12 protein-coding genes and 1 pseudogene are annotated in these 20,654 nt (G+C 34.5%); 5 read left to right on the top strand and 8 right to left on the bottom strand.

The genetic code is table 11. The features are described from left to right. Positions 1–8: 8 nt before the first annotated feature. The 4 genes and pseudogenes from mdoH to RHO11_01420 all read right to left on the bottom strand — a co-directional run bounded on the left by mdoH (position 9) and on the right by RHO11_01420 (position 6,372). Positions 9–2,264: a glucans biosynthesis glucosyltransferase MdoH gene (gene mdoH / locus RHO11_01435; protein ID WVD61815.1), complete on the bottom strand. Its 2,256-nt coding sequence runs from the start codon at positions 2,262–2,264 to the stop codon at positions 9–11. A gap of 24 nt (positions 2,265–2,288) precedes the next feature. Then, positions 2,289–3,863 (bottom strand): annotated as a pseudogene (locus tag RHO11_01430) (glucan biosynthesis protein G). 176 nt (positions 3,864–4,039) lie between these two features. Then, the gene (rnd, locus tag RHO11_01425; protein WVD61814.1) at positions 4,040–5,128 is read right to left on the bottom strand and encodes a ribonuclease D; all 1,089 of its coding nucleotides are present in this window, start codon (positions 5,126–5,128) and stop codon (positions 4,040–4,042) included. Positions 5,129–5,181: 53 nt separating this feature from the next. After that, positions 5,182–6,372 (bottom strand): metallophosphoesterase, encoded by a 1,191-nt coding sequence (locus RHO11_01420; GenBank protein ID WVD61813.1) that lies wholly within the window; start codon positions 6,370–6,372, stop codon positions 5,182–5,184. 72 nt (positions 6,373–6,444) lie between these two features. On the opposite strand from RHO11_01420, the gene cmoA reads away from it, so the two are divergent. The 5 genes from cmoA (at position 6,445) to RHO11_01395 (ending at position 17,531) form a co-directional block, all read left to right on the top strand. Further along, positions 6,445–7,182 (top strand): carboxy-S-adenosyl-L-methionine synthase CmoA, encoded by a 738-nt coding sequence (gene cmoA / locus RHO11_01415; GenBank protein WVD61812.1) that lies wholly within the window; start codon positions 6,445–6,447, stop codon positions 7,180–7,182. 15 nt (positions 7,183–7,197) lie between these two features. Beyond that, on the top strand, positions 7,198–8,166 hold the full coding sequence (cmoB, locus tag RHO11_01410) for a tRNA 5-methoxyuridine(34)/uridine 5-oxyacetic acid(34) synthase CmoB (GenBank protein ID WVD61811.1): 969 nt from the start codon (positions 7,198–7,200) through the stop codon (positions 8,164–8,166). Positions 8,167–8,390: 224 nt separating this feature from the next. Further along, the gene (locus RHO11_01405) at positions 8,391–14,372 is read left to right on the top strand and encodes an alpha-2-macroglobulin (GenBank protein ID WVD61810.1); all 5,982 of its coding nucleotides are present in this window, start codon (positions 8,391–8,393) and stop codon (positions 14,370–14,372) included. A gap of 57 nt (positions 14,373–14,429) precedes the next feature. After that, positions 14,430–16,790, top strand: a complete 2,361-nt coding sequence (gene pbpC / locus RHO11_01400; GenBank protein ID WVD61809.1) for a penicillin-binding protein 1C — start codon at positions 14,430–14,432, stop codon at positions 16,788–16,790. Between the two features lie 51 nt (positions 16,791–16,841). Next, the gene (locus RHO11_01395) at positions 16,842–17,531 is read left to right on the top strand and encodes a glutathione S-transferase family protein (GenBank protein WVD61808.1); all 690 of its coding nucleotides are present in this window, start codon (positions 16,842–16,844) and stop codon (positions 17,529–17,531) included. 57 nt (positions 17,532–17,588) lie between these two features. Here RHO11_01395 and RHO11_01390 read toward each other — a convergent pair whose 3' ends face one another. From RHO11_01390 to RHO11_01375, 4 genes are read right to left on the bottom strand one after another with little or no spacing between them, the layout of a single operon-like run. After that, positions 17,589–17,879 carry a putative quinol monooxygenase gene (locus RHO11_01390; GenBank protein WVD61807.1) on the bottom strand — a complete coding sequence of 97 codons (291 nt, stop codon included), beginning with the start codon at positions 17,877–17,879 and terminating at the stop codon, positions 17,589–17,591. A 30-nt stretch (positions 17,880–17,909) separates the two neighbouring features. Next, the gene (locus tag RHO11_01385; protein ID WVD61806.1) at positions 17,910–18,383 is read right to left on the bottom strand and encodes a GNAT family N-acetyltransferase; all 474 of its coding nucleotides are present in this window, start codon (positions 18,381–18,383) and stop codon (positions 17,910–17,912) included. 48 nt (positions 18,384–18,431) lie between these two features. After that, complete coding sequence (locus RHO11_01380; GenBank protein WVD61805.1) at positions 18,432–19,493, bottom strand: hypothetical protein; 1,062 nt, start codon at positions 19,491–19,493, stop codon at positions 18,432–18,434. Between the two features lie 17 nt (positions 19,494–19,510). Continuing rightward, entirely contained in the window at positions 19,511–20,521 is a 1,011-nt protein-coding gene (locus RHO11_01375; GenBank protein ID WVD61804.1) for an amidohydrolase family protein, read from the bottom strand. Between the last annotated feature and the right edge of the window lie 133 nt (positions 20,522–20,654).

Raw genomic sequence — 20,654 nt, 5'->3', positions numbered from 1 at the left:
TAATATTATTATTTACTCTCCTGTTGCTCATGTAACGCAAACATGGCTCTTGGATCAGACATCAATTTCAATCTTGTATCATTAGATAGATCACTTAATAAGCAATTTTGACTCTGTTTGAGTAATATATTACGATACTCTAATTGTTTATCGGTATTTAAGTGACGACGAGTCGACAATAAAGCAACTAACTGATTGAGTTCATTTTCTTTAACTGAAGCGATAAAACCATCCTCAATTATTTTTGATTCAGTCTGGATTAAATTGATATCAGTATTAATAATCGCTTGGTTAGGATGCGTCTCTTCTTTAGTTAAAAATAACTTCATTCGTTTTAAGAACATACCAACAGATGTTAAACTTGAAAATTTAACCACCAATGGAGAAATAATAAGCGGTATTAAAATTGCAATAAACCATGTCGTAAATTGTGGATTTAAAGCTAAAATAATATATAACCAAATGATACCCAGCGATGTCAAAGGCCAACAAAAATAGCTCGCCTCTTTCCATGTTAATGCATCATCACTACGGGCTGGAGACCGCCACTGCACCTTACTACCAAATAATGCTTTAATAACAAACTTACTATGAAAAATCATTCTAATCGGTGCAAGAGTCATCGAAAAAAGAATTTCGATTAAAATAGATAAGGTAAAGCAAAAAATACCACCTACTGATTTAGGTCCCTGCTTTATTAAGACAATAATACTACTAATAAATTTTGGAATTAATAGCAGTGTGAATGTTGCACAAAGGAGCTGTATAGCGAGCTGTTCATCCCACTTTGGCCATACGGGGTAAAATTGATTAGGGTGTAGAAAATATTGAGGCTCATAAGTATTAAAGATTAATAGTAATAATGTCGAAAATAGTAAGAATAGTAACCATAATAAAGAGGAGACATAGGCCATTGCACTAGTTGCAAACATCACGCGATGAATAAACTTAATACCCGGTTTAAATAGAACATTTAGATTAATTAAGTTACCAATACACCATCGATTATCACGTTTAAGATCTTCAATAATATTAGCAGGTACCTCTTCATAACTACCATTAAGATTATACGCGATCATTACTTGCCAACCTGCTCGCCCCATCAGTGAAGCTTCAACCAGATCGTGTGACATAATATGTATTTGCTGCTTACCTTTTTTAAACGGCGTTAAAATACAATGTTCCATAAAAGGTTTTAAGCGAATAATCGCATTATGTCCCCAGTATTGGGCCTCTTTAAGCTGCCAATAATGAACGCCACTACAAAAAATATCACTATAGGTTTGATTAGCAAATTGTTGGATACGTCCATATAATGTTCGCATACGAATTGTTTTTGGTGGCGCTTGAATAATTCCAGCTTTAGGCGCGGACTCCATCATTGCAATCATACTCAAAATACAATCGCCAGTCATAACGCTATCTGCATCAAGAATAATCATATATTCATACTGATTGCCAAAACGACGACAAAAGTCATCAATATTACCACTTTTACGTTTTACCCGACGCTCTCTATGTCGATAGAATATAGAATTAGGTAAATTAATTTCATCGACTAAATCAGCCCAAGCATTTAATTCATTAGCATAAATATCTGCCGAATTAGTGTCGCTTAGAATATAAAAATCGCAAAGTTCAAGCTGGCCAGTCTCTTTTAATGATTGCCAAGTTGCTTTTAAACCAGCAAAAACCCTAGCTACATCCTCATTACAAATTGGCATAACCAACGCTGTACGATGCTTTTTATTGATTATAGTTTCTGGGTTTTTAGGGATTTTAAGGCTATACCGATCACCTTTAAATACCGTTACGATGATTCCCATCATCGCAGTCCAAAAGCCAATCGAGATCCAGGCAAATAAAATAGCAAATAGGCCAATTATTACAACTTGTAACAAGTAAGGCGTGAGATTTTCGATAGCAAGTGTAGGATTAATCTGCCAGTCCTGCCAAAAGTTAAGTTCAGACCAACCTTGATAAGGAAGTAATGAAGTTAAATAAGTCGAGCCAATAAATGTCTGTCCAATAATTAAAATGAACAAAACAATCCGCCGAATAAAGGCAACAAACTCAAAAGGTTTTTTCTTCTCCGCAGGGTTGGTATTTTTATACCAACTATGCGGTCGAATTGCCTGCCGAGTTATCGGTGGCATCGATTCAAGCTGTTTGCGTTGACTATTAAATGAAACACAGTTAAGCAAATTTGGCCATTTATTATTAATCATCTGCACAACAGTGTTATCTAACAATGTCTTGTACATGGTCTGCCTCTTCTTATGAATTATTTAGTGCGCAGGATACTGCGCATTCCATGTTTCAGTTAATTGTTGATTTTTTTCATCATCAGTCACCAAACTGACATAAAGTTCTGTTGGCTTATCAGCCTCTTTTACTTTGAAGTTTAATATAACTCGCCAACCTTTATAAATTGGATTATATATTAATCGACTACTCACTAATTCTCCATTGTCACTCAGACTAATGAAAGGCTTGATTGGACTATTTTTAGGTAATGTCGTTAAATTATTACCTACAAAATCGATAACATATGATAAAGAACCATCCAATTTTCGGACTAAATTAACTTGTCTCTCATCACCTAATGAGTAAATTGTGTCTTTTACTCTAGCCACATTATTTGGATAACGATTTTGTTCATTCAGGGTATAAGTCATTTTATATTTAAAACTTAATTCATCACCCTTTTGATACTGCTTCTCAGGAACCCAGAAAGCGACAATATTATCATTAGTCTCATCAGCAGTTGGAATTTCAATTAACTCAACATGCCCTTTACCCCAATCGTTTTCAGGTTCAATCCAAGCACTAGGTCGTAATTCATAGTGATCATCTAAGTCTTGGTAGTTATCAAAATTTCTATCTCGTTGGATTAAACCAAAACCTTTTGGATTATTTAAGGCAAATAGAGAGAACGAAAGTTTTTTAGGATTATTCAGTGGACGCCAAGTCCATTGATTATCTTCATTTAAGATAGACAATCCATTTGAGTCATGTAGCTCTGGACGGTAATTAACAATTTCTGATGGTTGATTTTTACCAAATAAATACATACTTGTTAATGGCGCTAAACCAAGCTTTTAAACTACTTTACGGAAAAACACTTTACCCTCAACATTGACAACCATGTCGACATCAGGCTGTAGAGTGATTTTATAAGCACCCGTTACACTAGGTGAGTCTAAGAGTGCATAAATAACTAAACGTTTCTCCATTGGTTTAGGTTTCTCTATCCAATACTCAGTAAAATGAGGAAACTCTTCGCCACTCATCAGTCCAGTATCAATGGCTAAAGCTCTCGCAGATAAGCCATAAGTTTGGTCTTTACCTATCACCCTAAAATAGCTCGCACCTAATGCTGAAAATACTTCATCATCACGCTTTTTAGAATCATTAATCGGAAATTGTACCTTAAACCCAGCAAAGCCAAGTGAGGTCTCTTGTGATTGATCTGGATCAATAGCTTTAGTATCAAAATAATCTGGGCTATAAGCAATCTCTTTAACTTTATTATGCACAATTTCATTGATCTTTATCGGGGTATTAAAATACATTCCCTGATGATAGAACTCTAAACGAAATTGTAGCTTATCGTCATTCCAATAGGCTTTATCATGATTAAAGTAGATTTTCTGATAATCGGCAAAAGAGAGCTTTTTAAAAACATCAGGTAAATTACTTTTAGGTTGGACATACGCTTGTTCGCTTAATTCCTTAGCTTGATCAATGACATTTTGTAGTGAAAACCCCTGCGCTTGATTACATAATACTAATAAATAGATAGTAACAACTATCTTACTGAGCACTTTTACTTTAATTAAATCAACTATTTTATTTGTCATTAGTGTACTTATATAAATTGAACCTTAAAACTTCAATGGTGAATATAATAACATTTATAAATAAAGCGTTAACTTATCTATGCGATATCATTAAAACTTAAATTAATAAACAACTGGTGAACTATTTTTATGACTAATACTATATAATCTATTATACTTTTTTCGCTATTTTATTCTTATTTTAAATAAGGTTCAAATAACTCCCCTCTCCAACCTGATAATAATTCGGGTTTACTGATCAAAAAATCACCACTTCGCCACTTAACAAATTGTTCAATATGTCTTTTGGATACTAATAGTTCTTTACTAAGCCCCGTTTGTTCCGAAATTTGACCGGCTAACTCTTTAATAATAGTCGCCCATTTTTTATAATCAGGATAGTCAATAATACGTTTTATTGTTTCAATATCATTAGTTGGTCTAGATAAAATCGACAACAATTGCTGACCAAACAGACGTACCTCTTTACCTTTTAAACCTAAGGCTGATAACTCAGCTAAAGACTTAGGTTGATAACGCGCTAATTTCCATAAACACTCTTCATGAACTACAAAATTTAAGGCGATATCATGTGATTTCGCATAATTATAACGCCAACTTGCTAAGTTTTTTAATATTGCTAATTGATTAGCTCGAAGCTGCCAAGCATTTTTAATATGCAAATAGGCATGTTCAGGTTCAACAACAGTACAACGGCGCTTAACAGCATTATTACACTCTTCATAGGCGGCATCTAACCAACCTTTTTCTGCTATTAATGATTTTAATTTAGTCATTAAAGGCAATAAATAAAATACATCATTAGCAGCATACTGACACTGTTTATCTGTTAATGGACGCTGTAGCCAATCTGTTCTTGTTTCACTTTTATCTAAATCAATATCTAAATATTTTTTTACTAATGTTGCGTAACCTGCACTTAAAGGATTATCCAAAAAAGAGGCTAAAATTTGACTATCTAAAATAGGTAAAGGTACAAAACCAAAGTGGTGTGAAAATACCTCAACATCTTCACTGCAAGCATGAAAATACTTTTCGATCTGATTCATATTTAACCAAGATGTCAATGTCGACCAATCGGTAATATTTAAAGGATCTATTAGCACAACCTGATGACCATCAAATAATTGTAATAGTCCAAGCTGAGGATAAAATGTCTTTGTTCTAACAAATTCACTATCCAGAGTAAAACAGACTATATCATTTGTAATAGTTGAACAATATTGATGCAATTGTTCATTCGTTGTAATTAATTGATAAGACACTATATATTTTCCAAAATTAAATTATATTTAAAATTATTACTTAGTAAGTTTTCTTAGTGCTGTGTGACTTTATCTTGATTAAATTTAATCTCAGTGATCACAATTTCAGCTCTAGTCATTAATCGTATAGGGGGTCCCCATAGGCTATAACCGCTACTCACGATACTGGTAAAATTGTTATTTTTATTTGTTGATTGATAAACTCCCCATGGATTTTCATACATCGCATTGACAATCAATGTCATAGGAAATATTTGCCCGGCATGGGTGTGCCCTGAATACATCAAATCAACACCTAATATTTCAGGCTCTTCTAGATTTTTAGGTTGATGATCTAATAAAATAATCGGCTTGTTAATATCAATATGATTAAGTAAATCAGTCAAGTCTAAGCGGCTTTTATCCAATTGATTAACCACATAATCATCTCGACCAACAATCGTTATTCCTGTTTTGTCATCATAAAATACATTATCTTGTAAAACGAGCATATTTCCTGATGAAAAGGCATTAATAATATCTGCATTAGAATTATTTTGCTCTCTTGCGATACCATAATGTTCATGATTTCCAAAAATAATAAATGTGCCATAAGTTGGTTTCAATTGAGCAAATAATTCGGCGAAATTATTATCTAGGTAAGGTTTAAGACGCAGATCTAACGTATCACCCGTAATAAAAATATAATCAGGATACAAGCTATTAACATCCTTGATCATCGTTCTTAGAAAATGTCTTGAGGTTGTCTCACTAATATGAATATCAGATAATTGAACAATTTTTAACGATTCAACTTTAGCGGGTTTATCGATATTAATTTGATACTCAATCACTCTTGGATTACTCGCCATATATAATCCGACTAGAAACATAGCGATTGCAATCACAATAGATAAAATTTGTAAGCTATACCCAAAGGTAGAATTATTCGCAACAGTTTTTTTAAATAACAAAAAACAAAATAAACGGATAATATCGATAATAATAATGCTATAAAAAAAACATAGTGTTAAGGAAAACGTAATATTACCGATTAATGGCAACCAGTAATCCGAAACAGGCGCTAATGCTCTACTTAAAATAAACGATAATGAACCAAAAAGAATAACTACCCAAAAAACCTTTTTGGCTAATGTATCAGCATACCCTTGCTGATGAAGATTAAATAGATTAATTACTCTAAAGCCTAAATAAAATGCAATAATTAAGCTTGTAATTAACGCCACTACAAAAAACCAACCCATAAAAATTTCATATAAAAAATAATAAAGTGATATCATAGCAGAAATAGTTTAAAGATATGCACTAATATAATTATGGAATTAAAAAAAGATTCACTTTTTTCAGCACCAATTGAACGTTTAGGTGACTGGACTTTTGATGAAAAAGTTGCTGAAGTTTTTCCCGATATGATCCAGCGCTCAGTACCGGGTTATTCAAATATTATCTCAATGATTGGTATGCTAGCTAAACGATTTGTAACCGCAGACTCTAATATCTATGATTTAGGTTGTTCTTTAGGCGCCGCCACATTATCGATTAGACGAAATATTGCTCAAACGGGTTGCCAAATCTATTCTATAGATAACTCACCTGCAATGGTTGAACGTTGTCAAAAACATATAAACTCATACAGAGCCAATACACCCGTCGAAGTTATCTGCGCGGATATCAATGATATTACCATTCAAAATGCCTCAATGGTTGTACTGAATTTTACTCTGCAATTTTTAACACCTGAAAATAGACAGCAAATATTGAATAAAATTTACCAAGCATTGAATTCTAATGGAATACTTGTATTATCGGAAAAATTTAATTTTACTGATACTATTATCAATGAGTTGCTATTTGATATGCATTATGATTTTAAACGCGCCAACGGTTATAGTGAACTTGAAATAAGTCAAAAGCGCAGTATGCTAGAAAATGTAATGATACCTGATTCAATAGAAACACATAAACAAAGACTAGTTCAAGCTGGATTTGAACATATTAACACTTGGTTTCAATGTTTTAATTTTGGTTCGATTATTGCAATTAAACATAACTAATTAAATGGAATTTCTATGATTGATTTTGGTAATTTTTATCAGATTATTGCAAAAAATAAGCTAGCTCCTTGGCTAGAAATCTTACCTGCTCAGTTAGCAATCTGGCAAAAGCAGAATATCGATAGCCGTTTTAATCAATGGCAGAACAATATTGACCTGCTTCCTAATCTAAAGCCAGATATTGTCGATCTATTACATAATATAAGTGCTAAAACGCTTACCCCATTATCTGAAGGCGAACTAAAACGTATTACTCATTTATTAATGTCTTTTTCACCATGGCGTAAAGGTCCTTTTTCCCTCTATGATATAGAGCTTGATGCAGAGTGGCGCTCAGACTGGAAATGGCAGAGGCTACTTCCTCATCTCGGCAGTTTAGAAGGCAACACTGTATTAGATGTCGGTTGTAATAGTGGCTATCACTTATGGCGTATGATTGGGGCTGGTGCAAAATTGGCAGTGGGTATCGATCCGATGCCGCTATTTTTATGTCAGTTTGAGGCCATTCGTAAATTGCTAGGTAATGACCAACGAGCTCATTTTATCCCTATCGGTATAGAAGACATGCCGAAATTAAACGCCTTTGACACTGTTTTTTCAATGGGTGTTTTATATCACAGGCGCTCACCATTAGATCATCTTTACCAATTGAAAGATCAACTTATCTCTGGTGGCAAACTAATTTTAGAAACCTTAGTCATTGAAGGTGATATCCACCAAGTATTAGTACCCGGCGAGCGATACGCACAAATGCGTAATGTTTATTTTATTCCGTCCGTACCGACTATGATGAATTGGCTGGCTAAATGTGGCTTTAAAGATATTAATGTTGTTGATATTTCAATTACAAGTCTTGAAGAACAGCGCAAAACGGCTTGGATGACATCAGATTCCCTTATCGATTTTCTTGATCCTAATGATCATAGTAAAACAATCGAGGGATATAGCGCCCCTATGCGAGCAGTATTTACGGCAACTAAATAATATTTTATGTTATTTTCTAATTACAGTATAATGCCTTTTATATAAAATAAGCATAAATTTTATATAAAAGGTCACTGATGATTGGAAATAATATTATTATTCAGATACGGTAAAGAGACTAATTATTCCAAATAATAATTGATTAGTTACCTTCACACAATTTTCATATTTCAATAATAAAATTATTTTGCTAGATAATAACTATAATAGTATTGGGGATTACAATGGGATTTTTACGTCAACTGCTACGCTTACCTTTCTATATTCTATCTATTATTTGGGAAGCTTGCCTCTATTTTATACTTTTTTTACTAGTGCTATTACGAGCGATTTTATGGGCACTAAGTCCCATTACTGGTGAATTAAATTGGTCAACCCCAAAATGGTATCCTAAAACAAAAGCAATCTATAATACAGTCCGTGTAAAAGCCAAAAATCATGGTACGCTAATAGGTAGTGTTATTATTCTTGCCGTTATCGCTTATTTTTCAGGTAATTATGCCTACCATTGGTATCTCAATAGACCTAAACCAATTGATCCTGCACCAATCGTCGTAAATAACTATTATGCAAATTATGATAGCCCAAGCTATAGTAACTCATCTTTTAATATCTATTTTAATGGTAATAATCGTTCCCCAGCCCCATTAGAGTTAATTAATAAAACGATTACCAACGGAATATCAATTACCCCGAATATTGAGGGGGAATGGCGATGGAATAGTAATAAATCAATTCAATTTAAACCAACCAATCCATGGCCACTTGGTGTTAAATATACTGTAAGCTTGGATGCTGATAAATTATTTAGTGAACATAATACCCTCGATAAAAACACATCGGTATATTCATTCACTACTCAAGATTTTAGCTATTCAATCTATAATGAAGAACTATATCAAGATCCAACAAATCCGAATAATAAGATGGGTATTTTTGAAATTCACTTCAGTCATCCCGTTGATAAAAATACCTTTGAAAAACAGCTAACTTTAGGTCTTTATGATAAGGTTGGTCAAGAAATTGTCTTTAAAAAGAATATTAATTTTACGACCACATACAATGACAAAAATACTATTGCTTACGTGAAAAGTTCGCAAATTGATTTACCTGATAATCAAAGTATTTTAAATTTACATATCAATAAAGGCGTTCGTTCTGAGCTTGGCGGTACACCGACAGCTGAGCAAACAAGAAGCGAACTTGCAATACCAAGCAAATATAATTTAAACATTAACGCTTTCGACTTATCTCTAGTTGAAGTAAATAATCAAGAGATGCGTCAAATCCTAACAGTTTCTTTTAACTATAATGTTAATGCTAAAGAGTTAGCCAAACTAATTAAAGTATGGCAATTACCAGAGAGTAAAGATAAAAATAAGATTAGAGTCTATAGTGAACGCTATTATGATGAATTAGATCACACGTATAAGACAAAAATTAATGTCAATGAGACTGACTTAAAAAATTCTAAGTTATTACCACTAAAATTAATTGAAACTGATCAGAATTATCAAAACCAGGTCTCTTTTGAGTTTAAAGCTAACCAAAGTGCACAACTGTATATTGAAGTTAATCAACCATTAGTCTCTGATGGTGGATACTATTTAACAAGTAAATATCATGATGTAAGAACCGTACCAATGTATCCCGCTATTATGAATTTTGCGGCCGAGGGCTCATTATTATCTTTAAGTGGCGATAAAAAAATCCCAATCGTATCGCGTAATATGTCTAAATTAAAATTAGAAATAGAGCGAGTCATTCCATCACAATTACAACATTTAGTTGCATTTAATGAAAATGATTTTGAATGGATGGATTTTGGTGATATTGATAGTGAACATTTTGTTGAAAAGTATAGTGTAACGAAGACGATTTCGGGGACGGCAGATTCGATTCAATATAGTGATATTGACATCAGCCCTTATTTGAAAAAAGATGTCAATGGCAATGAGATAAGAGGTGTTTTCCTCGTTCGTTTATACGGTAATAATCAAACCAATAAAAAAGAGTCATTTGATTATTATAGTTCCCGCTTCATTATTGTTACCGATATGGGAATTATTAACAAAAAATCACTCGACCAATCACAGGATATTTTTGTGCAATCAATCCGCACCGGAGAGCCAATTGCAGAAGCAAAAGTGTCCGTTTTAGGTGTGAATGGTATTGAAATAACTTCACAATATACAGATAGTACTGGGCATGTCCATTTTGACCCGCTATCTGATTACTATCAAGGTATTAAACCGCTACTATTTGTTGTCGAAAAAAATCAAGATTTATCATTCTTGCCAATCGCTAGTTATGATCGTCAACTAAACTTTTCACGTTTCGATGTAGGTGGAATTTACGAAACTATCGACGGTGGGGAATTACGTACGCATCTATTCTCAGATCGTGGTGTATATCGACCAGGTGATAAGTTCCATATTGGTATGATTGTGCGTGCTCAAGATTGGTCTAAATCACTTAATGGAATTAGACTTGAAGCGGATATCTATGATGCTAAATCAAATCGAGTTAAAACCGAGCCTGTAGTACTTGATGAATATGGTTTTGTAGAACTGTCTTATCAAACACAATACGCTTCACCAACAGGTGAGTGGTCTGTAAACTTATATCTCAAAAATCCAAATGAAGATTATCGTACACTATTAGGTTCAACCTCTGTTGTGATTCGTGAATTTGAGCCAGATAAAACGACTGTTACCTTAAAATTATTACCTGAATCAAAATTAGGTTGGATACATCCTGATGCGCTCTCTGGGCAGGTAGAAGCTAAAAACCTATTTGGTACACCAGCGCAAAATCGTATTGTACAAACCCAGCTCTATTTAGAACCATCTGCGCCATACTTTAAAAAGTATGAAAACTACGCATTCTACCAATACTTAAACAGTTATCAAAAGAGCTTTAATATTGCTGTTGAAGAAACCACAACTGATGAAAATGGTATCGCTAATTTAGACCTATCGACGGGCAGTTTTGAAGGTAACTATACCGCAAAAGTTCTTACTGAGGTATTTGAACCTGATAGTGGTCGCAGTGTAGCTGCAACAGCATCTGTTTTTGTTTCACCAAATGAATACTTAGTTGGCTCTAAAGTTGATGGAAGACTTGATTATATTAAAAAGGATTCAACTCGAATCATCAATCTGATTGCGATTGATTCAAATCTAGAGCAAATATCACTGACAGATTTAACACTTGTTAAATTGGAACGTAAATATCTCTCTGTCCTGGTTAAACAACCATCAGGTGTTTATAAATATGAGTCAAAGGCAAAAGAGATCTTATTGTCAGAGACCCCTTTTACTATTGATGAAAAATCAACAAATTATAAAATTGCTAATGAAGAGCCTGGTAATTATATTTTGCAACTTAAAAATAAAAGTGGCCAAATTATTTACCAAACTAACTACTCAGTTGTTGGTACCGCCAATGTTACACGAAATTTAGATCGTAATGCTGAATTAGGTTTAAAAATTAACGACAACCAATATAAAGCAGGAGATGAAATTGAAGTCTCAATTACGGCACCTTATACAGGTAGTGGGATTATTACGATAGAACGTGATAAAGTTTATGCTTGGAAATGGTTTAAAACCGACACAACAAGTTCGGTACAGAAGATAACCGTACCTGATAATGTTGATGGTAATGCTTACATTAATGTACAGTTTATTCGAGATCCAAGTTCTGACGAAATTTTTATGAGTCCGTTAAGCTATGCCGTAGCTCCATTTAAAATTTCTAATGATAAATTTAATGATCATATCAAATTAAGCGCACCTGAAAAAATCAAACCGGGTGAGACTTTACCGATTACTTTACAAACCCACAGTAAACAGCGAGTGGTTATTTTTGCCGTTGATGAAGGTATTTTACAAGTATCTGGATATAAATTAAAAAATCCACTCAATGAATTTATTCGTAAAAAAGCATTATCGGTCAGAACATCACAAATACTGGATTTAATTCTACCTGAATATAGCAAATTATTGAATTTATCAGCGCCAGGTGGTGATGCTGATGAGCTATCTGATGAGCTATCTGGTCATTTAAATCCATTTAGACGTAAAGTTGATGAACCTGTTGCTTATTGGTCTGGTATTATTGATGTCGATGGAGAAAAAACCGTTGAATATACTGTTCCTGATTATTTCAATGGCAAAATTCGTATCATGGCCGTCTCGGTTGGTAAAGAGACGATGGGTAATGCGCAAACTACGACGACAGTACGTAACGATTTTGTGCTAAGTCCGAATATCCCTTATTTTGTTGCACCAAATGATGAGTTTGAAGTAAGCTTAAGTGTTGCTAATAACTTAGAAAATATTGGAACAGCCGCTGTTCCTATCACTGTTACGCTACAAACATCACCACAGTTATTAATACTTGATGAAGCGAGCAAAACAATTCCGCTTGGTGCGATGAAAGAAGGCACATTAAAATTTAAGTTACGCGCGACTGAAAACTTAGGTAGTGGTGATTTTAGTTTCACAGCAACTTATGGGGATAAATCGGTTGTTCGTAACGTCAGTACATCTGTGCGCCCTGCTTCTCAATATCGTTTAAAAACGATAATGGGTCGTATGGATGGTAGCCAACAAAGTTTTGATAAAATGCGTGAAATGTATGCACCATTTAGCACTCGTGAGGCTTCTGTTTCATTTTCACCATTTATTTTAAGTAAAGGTCTAGCAACCTATTTAGCTGATTATCCTCACTACTGTTCTGAGCAAATTGTGAGCCGGGCGATGCCATTAATCATTAATAGCAAATACCCTGATTTTGAATTAGTTAAAAATAATTCGACCCAATTAGAGCAACTGTTCCAAACATTGCAAACTAGACAAAATAGTGAAGGTGCATTTGGCTTATGGTATTCCACTTATAATGTTGACCCATTTATCACATTATACGTCACTACCTTTATGTTAGAAGCGAAAGACGCTGGGCAAGTTATCCCAACAAAAATGCTAACTAAAGCAAATGATTATATTGCTCAAGTCGCTTCATCAAGGCGTACCGATCAATATGGCTTACGTTTACGAGCTTATGCAATCTATTTATTAACTCGACAAAATCAAGTTACTACCAGTTATCTTGCATCAATTATGGATGACCTTAATGCGAGTAAAAGTAAATGGTGGCAAAGTGATTTAACTGCCCTTTATTTAGCTTCGTCTTATCAGATGTTAAAAATGGATAAAGAGGCTAATAAATTATTTAAACCTGTGTGGAAAGAGCTATCTAAAGCTTATGATAATGCTTGGTGGAACAACTATTATTATGATCCATTGGTGATGAATGCAGGTAAAATTTACCTGATCGCTAAACACTTCCCTGAACATACCAAAGATATTCCAGCTCAAGCACTCGAGAATATGGTATTAATGCTAGGTCAAGGACGTTATACGACTCAATCTTCAGCAATGACGATGTTAGCCTTAGATAGTTATTCGGCAAATGCTTATTCTACGGAGTTAACAGCAGATAGCTTAACCATTACGGGTAAACAATCAGATAAACTAGAGACAATTGCTAAGTTAAAAGGATTGTTAGCAAAAGGTACATTTACTGCTGATATTAATAGCCTTAGTTTTAATAATCAAACAAGCTTACCTGCATGGTATTTATTATCAGAACAAGGCTTTGATAAAACGATACAACAACAACCAATTACCAAAGGCTTAGAAGTTTATCGTGAATTCACTGATGATAAAGGTAATATAGTTAATAGCGTCACAATTGGTGATACCGTTAATGTCACAGTAAGAATTCGTACGTTATCCGAGGAAGGCGCTACCAATCTTGCTATTGTTGATTTGTTACCTGGCGGCTTTGAAGTTGTTCAACAACCGATTACGAGCAGTCAAGATAATTACGATGATGAAGGCGAATATGATGGAGAAGATGAAGAGTACTATGATGAGGATACGGGGCACCACTGGATATCACCAATAGCGACGGGTAACTATACTTGGTATCCGGATTATACTGATGTCAGAGAAGATCGCGTCATCATTTATGGTTCAACAGAAAACGATACGACACAAACCTTCATGTATCAAATCAAAGCAACGAATGTGGGACAATATATTGTACCATCAGCATTCGGTGAAGCGATGTACGATCGTGATATTCAAGCTGTATCAAAAGGTGGCGCTACAATAACTGTGTTACCAAGACAATAAATAATAATAAGGGTACTCACTGAGTACCCTTCTATCTTGCAGATAAAATACATTACTATGTCACTATTGTTTAAGTTAATCAAACGCTATCAAAATAGTTTAGTTGCCTTGCTACTACTTGCTATAGTGCTAACGGTTGTACGACTTTACCCCCACCCACCACTTTCAAATGAATTAACTTTTTCACAGACGTTTTATGATAGTAATCATAAACTGCTGCGAGTCACCTTAGCTGATGATGATCGCTATCGTTTATGGACGCCGTTACAAGAGATATCGCCTTATATTGTTGATGGGCTATTACTACAAGAAGATCAATGGTTTTATTATCATCCAGGATTCAATCCGTTTAGCTTATTTAGAGCATTTTGGGCAACCTATTTTGGTGGTGGAAACCGTCAAGGTGCATCAACGATTACCATGCAACTAGCTAGGATGCACTTCAAACTAAATACGAAAACGATTGATGGCAAGTTGCTACAAATCGCCAGAGCAATTCAACTCGAGATGATGTACTCTAAAGACGAAATATTAGAAGCTTATTTAAATTATGCTCCTTTTGGTCGAAATATTGAAAGTATTGGTGCTGCATCATTAATTTATTTTGATAAACCACCATCACAAGTCAATTTACCCGAAGCGTTGACATTAATGGTCTTACCACAATCACCAACTTATCGGATTGATAAATTAACGGGTATTGCGGGAACTACATTAGTGAATGCCCGAAATCGTCTATTTGTTCGCTGGCAAGAAAGTACTCCTGTTGATGATAATATTTCAGCTCTTTTTGATCAGCCGCTAGTTATGCGTCAACCAGAAAAATTGCCATTTATTGCTCCCCATTTTATTAACCAAATTATACAAAAATCATTAATAACAGAGCCTCAATCGACAGTTATAACGACTCTGGATAGTAATCTACAAAAAATTATTGAAAATCAGGTTAATGTTTTTATCGAGCGGAATCAGTTAAAAGGGATAAAAAATGCGTCAGTATTGCTTGTTGATAGCCAGAGTATGGGAATTAAAGCAATGGTTGGTTCAGCTAATTACTTTAATGCTACGATACAAGGACAAGTGAATGGTACATTAGCCAAACGTTCACCGGGTTCAACATTAAAACCGTTTATTTATGCTCTGGGAATCGATCAAGGAATTTTGCATCCAATGACGATTTTAAAAGATGTCGAAACTGATTTTGGCTTTTATACACCAGAAAATTTTGACCATAATTTTAAAGGTCCAATTTCGGCGACAGAAGCATTAATTCGTAGTCGTAATATTCCAGCCGTCTACGTTGCATCAAAATTGAAAACCCCCTCTTTCTATCAATTTTTACAACAAACACATATTGAAAATTTAGCATCTGAAAGTCATTATGGTCTAGCATTGGTACTTGGTGGCGGAGAAGTGACGCCACAAGAGCTAGCGAGCCTTTATGCAATATTAGCGAACCAAGGAAAATGGCAACCACTACAATTATTGGCAAATTCAACTGATTCAAAACCGCTTGCCAAACAAGTGATTAGTCCAGAAGCTAGTTTTATGACAAAAGAGATGTTATTACAAAATACCCGTAAGCAAGATATTTTATACAAAAAACAGAGCTCGGCGATCCCTATTTATTGGAAAACAGGCACTTCGTGGGGATTCAGAGATGCATGGACAGCGGGTGGTTTCAAACAGTATGTACTTATCGTATGGTTAGGTAATTTTGACGGAGCCAGTAATAATGCCTTTGTTGGCGCAGATGCAGCTACACCGCTATTTTTTAATATTATTGATGCGATTAATGCCTACTACCCTAATAATAAAATTTTAGAACAAAAGCCACCTCAGAATTTAAAAAAAGTCGATATCTGTTTAGCAAGCGGGAATCTTGTTACTAAATGGTGTAAAGTCAAAGGAAAATCATGGTTTATTCCTGGGGTATCGCCGATCACCGTGGATAATATCTACCGTCCAGTGATGATCGATAACCAAACAGGTCAAGTTGCCTGCCCGCCTTATAATTTACAGACAACTCATAGCGAAGTTTTTGAATATTGGCCATCTGATTTAGCTCAAATTTTTGCCAAAGCAGGTATACCGAAAAAAACACCGCCAGATAGCTCACACTGTTTATTATCACAAACTTTCTATGGTCAACCACCTAAAATTACTTCGCCGCTTAAAAATGTGGTATATCAGTTTAGGGTTAATAATCAAAAAAATGAACGAATAACGTTCACTGCTAATGTTGATGGTGATGTAAAACAACTTTACTGGTTTGTTGATAATCAATTTATTGGCAGTAATTCGGCTAATGAATCGATGTACTGGATTCCAGTAAAAAGTGGTCTATTTAAATTATTAGTCGTTGATGATGTTGGACGTAGTGATTCAAGAGTGCTTAAAGTTGAAGTATTAGAATAAATTAAAACTATCTGTATAGTATTTTGGCAGCTAATTGAGAAAGGATAAAATATGGACTACACACTTTATATTGGTAATAAAAACTACTCTACTTGGTCCATGCGTCCTTGGGTCATTATGAAACATTTTGATTTATCTTTTCATGAAAAACTGGTTCGTTTTGACAGCTTTGCTGATGATTCAGTATTCAAGAAAACTGTATTACCACTAAATATCTATGGTACGGTTCCTATTCTTATTGATCATCATGGTCCTATCGTGACAGACTCGTTAGCAATTTGTGAATATTTGGCAGAAAAACATCCTGAATATGCACTATGGCCAAGAGATATTGCACAAAGAGCACAAGCAAGATCTTTAGTCGCTTATATGCATTCTGGTTATCAGCTTATTCGTCAATACTTACCTATGAATATTGAAGCAAGCTTTGCAGAAATTGGGCAAATTATTTTAAGAGACAATCCTGAGGTATGTAATCAAATAAGATTTTTAGATAACTGTTTAACCTCGTATTTAAAACAGTCTCGGGGACCTTATCTATTTGATCAATTTAGTATTGCCGATGCTTTTTACGCACCAATGTGTTTAAGACTTAAAAATTTTTCGATAGAAACATCAACAGTATTATCTAACTATATTAATCTGATTTGCGAAACAAAAGGTGTCAAAGAATGGATAGTGGATGCCTTAGATGAAAAAGATTTTATCATTATGGATGAACCTTATCGACTGAAACGTTAAACGCCCTTTTGGGCGTTTCGTTATAAAATTGCTGTAACATATTATTCTAGTATAAAATTAGATGATCTGCGTCATGATATGCACAACTTTTTTAGCAACTTTACCCTCAGCAAATTTAGCAAACTCTTTATAATGCGGTTCAGCATTATGTTGTTCAATAGCGAGTTTGGACTCCCAACTCTCTGTGAAAATATATGTATTCGGATCTTTTACATCTTGATTTAAATCATATTGAATACAGCCTTTTTCTTTACGACTACCTTCAACAATTTTTTTAAATTCAACTTTAAACTCAGCACTAAACTCTGGCTTAATAGTAAAAATTGCAACAATATTTAATTTGCTCATATAATGATATCTCCAGTTAATAATTAGTATTTATAAAATTTTACTAAAATGGATCAAAGCAATTTTTTGATTTTGCTTATCATAACGCTCTTCTATACTAATCGGTAAAAATCCAATTTTAGGGTAAAACAATAAAGCAGCCGTGTTTGTATTAAAACAAGAAACCTGAATCTCTTTAGCTTGAAAGATATCAACAGCTTGTTTGATCATGACTGATAATAGATATCGCGCAATACCCTGCTGTCTGAAAATTGGATTTACCATCACATTACCAATTTTACATAAACCTTGATGCTGCCATTGATAAAAATTAGCAAAACCAGCCAAAACACCCTCTTTTTCAATCACTGTAGAGTAACAGCGATGACTAATAATATCTATTAACTGATCAGGAGTAAATGGATAAATCCCTTTAGGATAACAAAAATAAAGCTCATCTTCATTTTGGGGAAATGTCGCTAATAGCGGTAAATCATAATGATTGACAGGACGATAAGTTAGCATAAGGGTCCATTTTTCTCATTGCCAGACCCTATACTAACAGTAATCAATTTATTTGCTAAGACTATTTTTAATATCAAAAGCGAGCCGTGGATTCCACATTGCACCCGTTGCACTCATGACAGCATCCGCACCGGCATTAATATAAGCTTGATAATCCTCAGCACTACATACACCACCGACACCAATAATAGTAAACTGACTCGCTAATTCATTACGTAACCGAACTAAGCGTGCAACCATATCGAGGCCAGCCCAACGAATAGCATCACCACAAACGCCTCCAGTTGGTCTGTCAGCACCTAATGCAGGTTTGCCATTTTTATCAACGGGCGTAGCTGATAAAGTATTAATCGTACTGAATCCATCAACCACACCATGAAGTTTATTTAATAATGGCATTACATCACTATCATTAGCAAAATAAGCCAATTTTAAAAATAGCGGTCTATCAGGAACCGCATTTTTAATCTCTTTAGCTACTCGTTCAACTTTATCAAAGTCAAAACAGAGTAACTTATTTGCCCCTTCGTTAGGACAACTTAAATTAGCCTCTAAAATAGGGGCATTAGTTTCAGCAATAAGACGAGCGGCCAAAGCATAATCTTTTTCGATGGTTGCTTCATTACCAGGAGTACCTTGAAAACTACCAATGACATACTGACCTGTTTTCGCTGCATTAACCGCATCAGCAAGATCCGCTTGCCATACATCGGGATTAAATGAAGGTACACCAAATGAGTTAGTTATCGAAATTGGCGATTCATAATGAGTATCTGCCAATACAATATCTAAATTATGTGACAGCTTACCCTTTGGATGAATTGATAACACATTAGGTAAAGGATGACTTTTATGCGCTTTAGTACGCACTGTTTTATAGACACATAAATCAAAACCATAAGCGAGCGCAGCTTTAACATATTTAGCATTTAATAATGGACCAGCAGGAATACCAAAAGGTAAATTAACCTCTCGATTTAAGAAACGTGATGGTGTTTTCATTTCAGTCACATTCTTGGGTGATAGCATAAAATCACCAAAAGGACCTTGCTGATAATTGTCTTCATAACTTAATAACGGGTTATAAAAAGGCGTTTTTGTATTTTTCATTAATTAACCTATAATTTCTATATTCCTAAAACAAGGTGGCCATTTTTTGTTGCAACATTAATCACATTATCTAAATCAGTATAACGACATCCAGTCACCAATAATTTTAACTCTTCCCACATATTTCCTGTTGAAAACGGTAACATATAATCGCTAATATTGTCAGTCCCAATTGCAACCGGAATACCTGCTGCTGCTAATTCATCAACGGGAGTTAATGAGTTACGCGTTGGGCCTTGCTCTTCACGTCTTGGGCTATCAATCCAAGCAAAAGGACACGCAATGACCATCATTTGTGCCTCTTTCATTTTTTTATATAGTTTTTGGCGATATTCTAAACTATGAGCCGTAATCGAGATACTATGAATCGCAACAACTTTACCATGCATCCCATGTTCAAGAGTTTTATCTGTCAACTGTTCAGTCTCAATTTCATCTTGTGAGTTAAATTGATCAACATGAACATGAACCATTTTACCTAATTTTTTACCGGTTTGCATTAACACATCGAGATGAACTAATCCCATTCCTGCGCCGTGATCACGTTCATCTCTTCTTGGTAAACCACCAATAATATCAACTAAATCTGCACCTTTATCAAACCAATAACGAGCCTCTTTATCAATTACCCCTTTTAAGGTTTGATTAACCAGCTTAATCGTAATATCTTTTTTATAATTTTCTCTGGCACGAAGTGCTGCCCGAATGGCTCGTTCTTGTGCGATTGGGTCAATATCAATAAATGATCCCATGGCAGTAACACCTTGTTCAATCATACGTTCAACCGCCATGCTAAAATGGCGATAATAATCGTCTTCAGTCATTGCCGCTTTAATACGATCTAGTGTATCCCACTTTTCCATTAAGGTTTGCTTTTGGTAAACATCAAAACTTTCTCTTGTAATGGTAAAGGCTCGATCTGCATGCATGTGAGCATTAACCCACCCCCCATTATCTTTAATGCGTTTCATCAAAAAAGCTTTTAAACTTTGATCACGGCTTGCTAATAGAATTTCTTTATTTGTCATGATAATCTCTCACTGGTTTACGTATTAAGATACAAATTACAGGCAAAAAAAATCCCCCAATAAGGAGGACTTAAAAATAAATAGTAGGAGTTCTAAAAACAGTACGCTCAAAATATAATGTGCTACTCTCTTT

It is taken from the genome of Orbaceae bacterium BiB, assembly GCA_036251205.1.
Lineage (GTDB): Bacteria > Pseudomonadota > Gammaproteobacteria > Enterobacterales > Orbaceae > Orbus > Orbus mooreae.
This window is presented reverse-complemented; position numbering and strand designations above follow the sequence as displayed.

Excerpts from the sequence above, each read along its gene's own strand:
- mdoH (WVD61815.1), bottom strand. The coding sequence starts at position 2,264 with ATGTACAAGACATTGTTAGATAACACTGTTGTGCAGATGATTAATAAT.
- RHO11_01420 (WVD61813.1), bottom strand. The coding sequence starts at position 6,372 with ATGGGTTGGTTTTTTGTAGTGGCGTTAATTACAAGCTTAATTATTGCA.
- cmoA (WVD61812.1), top strand. The coding sequence starts at position 6,445 with ATGGAATTAAAAAAAGATTCACTTTTTTCAGCACCAATTGAACGTTTA.
- cmoB (WVD61811.1), top strand. The coding sequence starts at position 7,198 with ATGATTGATTTTGGTAATTTTTATCAGATTATTGCAAAAAATAAGCTA.
- RHO11_01405 (WVD61810.1), top strand. The coding sequence starts at position 8,391 with ATGGGATTTTTACGTCAACTGCTACGCTTACCTTTCTATATTCTATCT.
- pbpC (WVD61809.1), top strand. The coding sequence starts at position 14,430 with ATGTCACTATTGTTTAAGTTAATCAAACGCTATCAAAATAGTTTAGTT.
- RHO11_01395 (WVD61808.1), top strand. The coding sequence starts at position 16,842 with ATGGACTACACACTTTATATTGGTAATAAAAACTACTCTACTTGGTCC.
- RHO11_01390 (WVD61807.1), bottom strand. The coding sequence starts at position 17,879 with ATGAGCAAATTAAATATTGTTGCAATTTTTACTATTAAGCCAGAGTTT.
- RHO11_01385 (WVD61806.1), bottom strand. The coding sequence starts at position 18,383 with ATGCTAACTTATCGTCCTGTCAATCATTATGATTTACCGCTATTAGCG.
- RHO11_01380 (WVD61805.1), bottom strand. The coding sequence starts at position 19,493 with ATGAAAAATACAAAAACGCCTTTTTATAACCCGTTATTAAGTTATGAA.
- RHO11_01375 (WVD61804.1), bottom strand. The coding sequence starts at position 20,521 with ATGACAAATAAAGAAATTCTATTAGCAAGCCGTGATCAAAGTTTAAAA.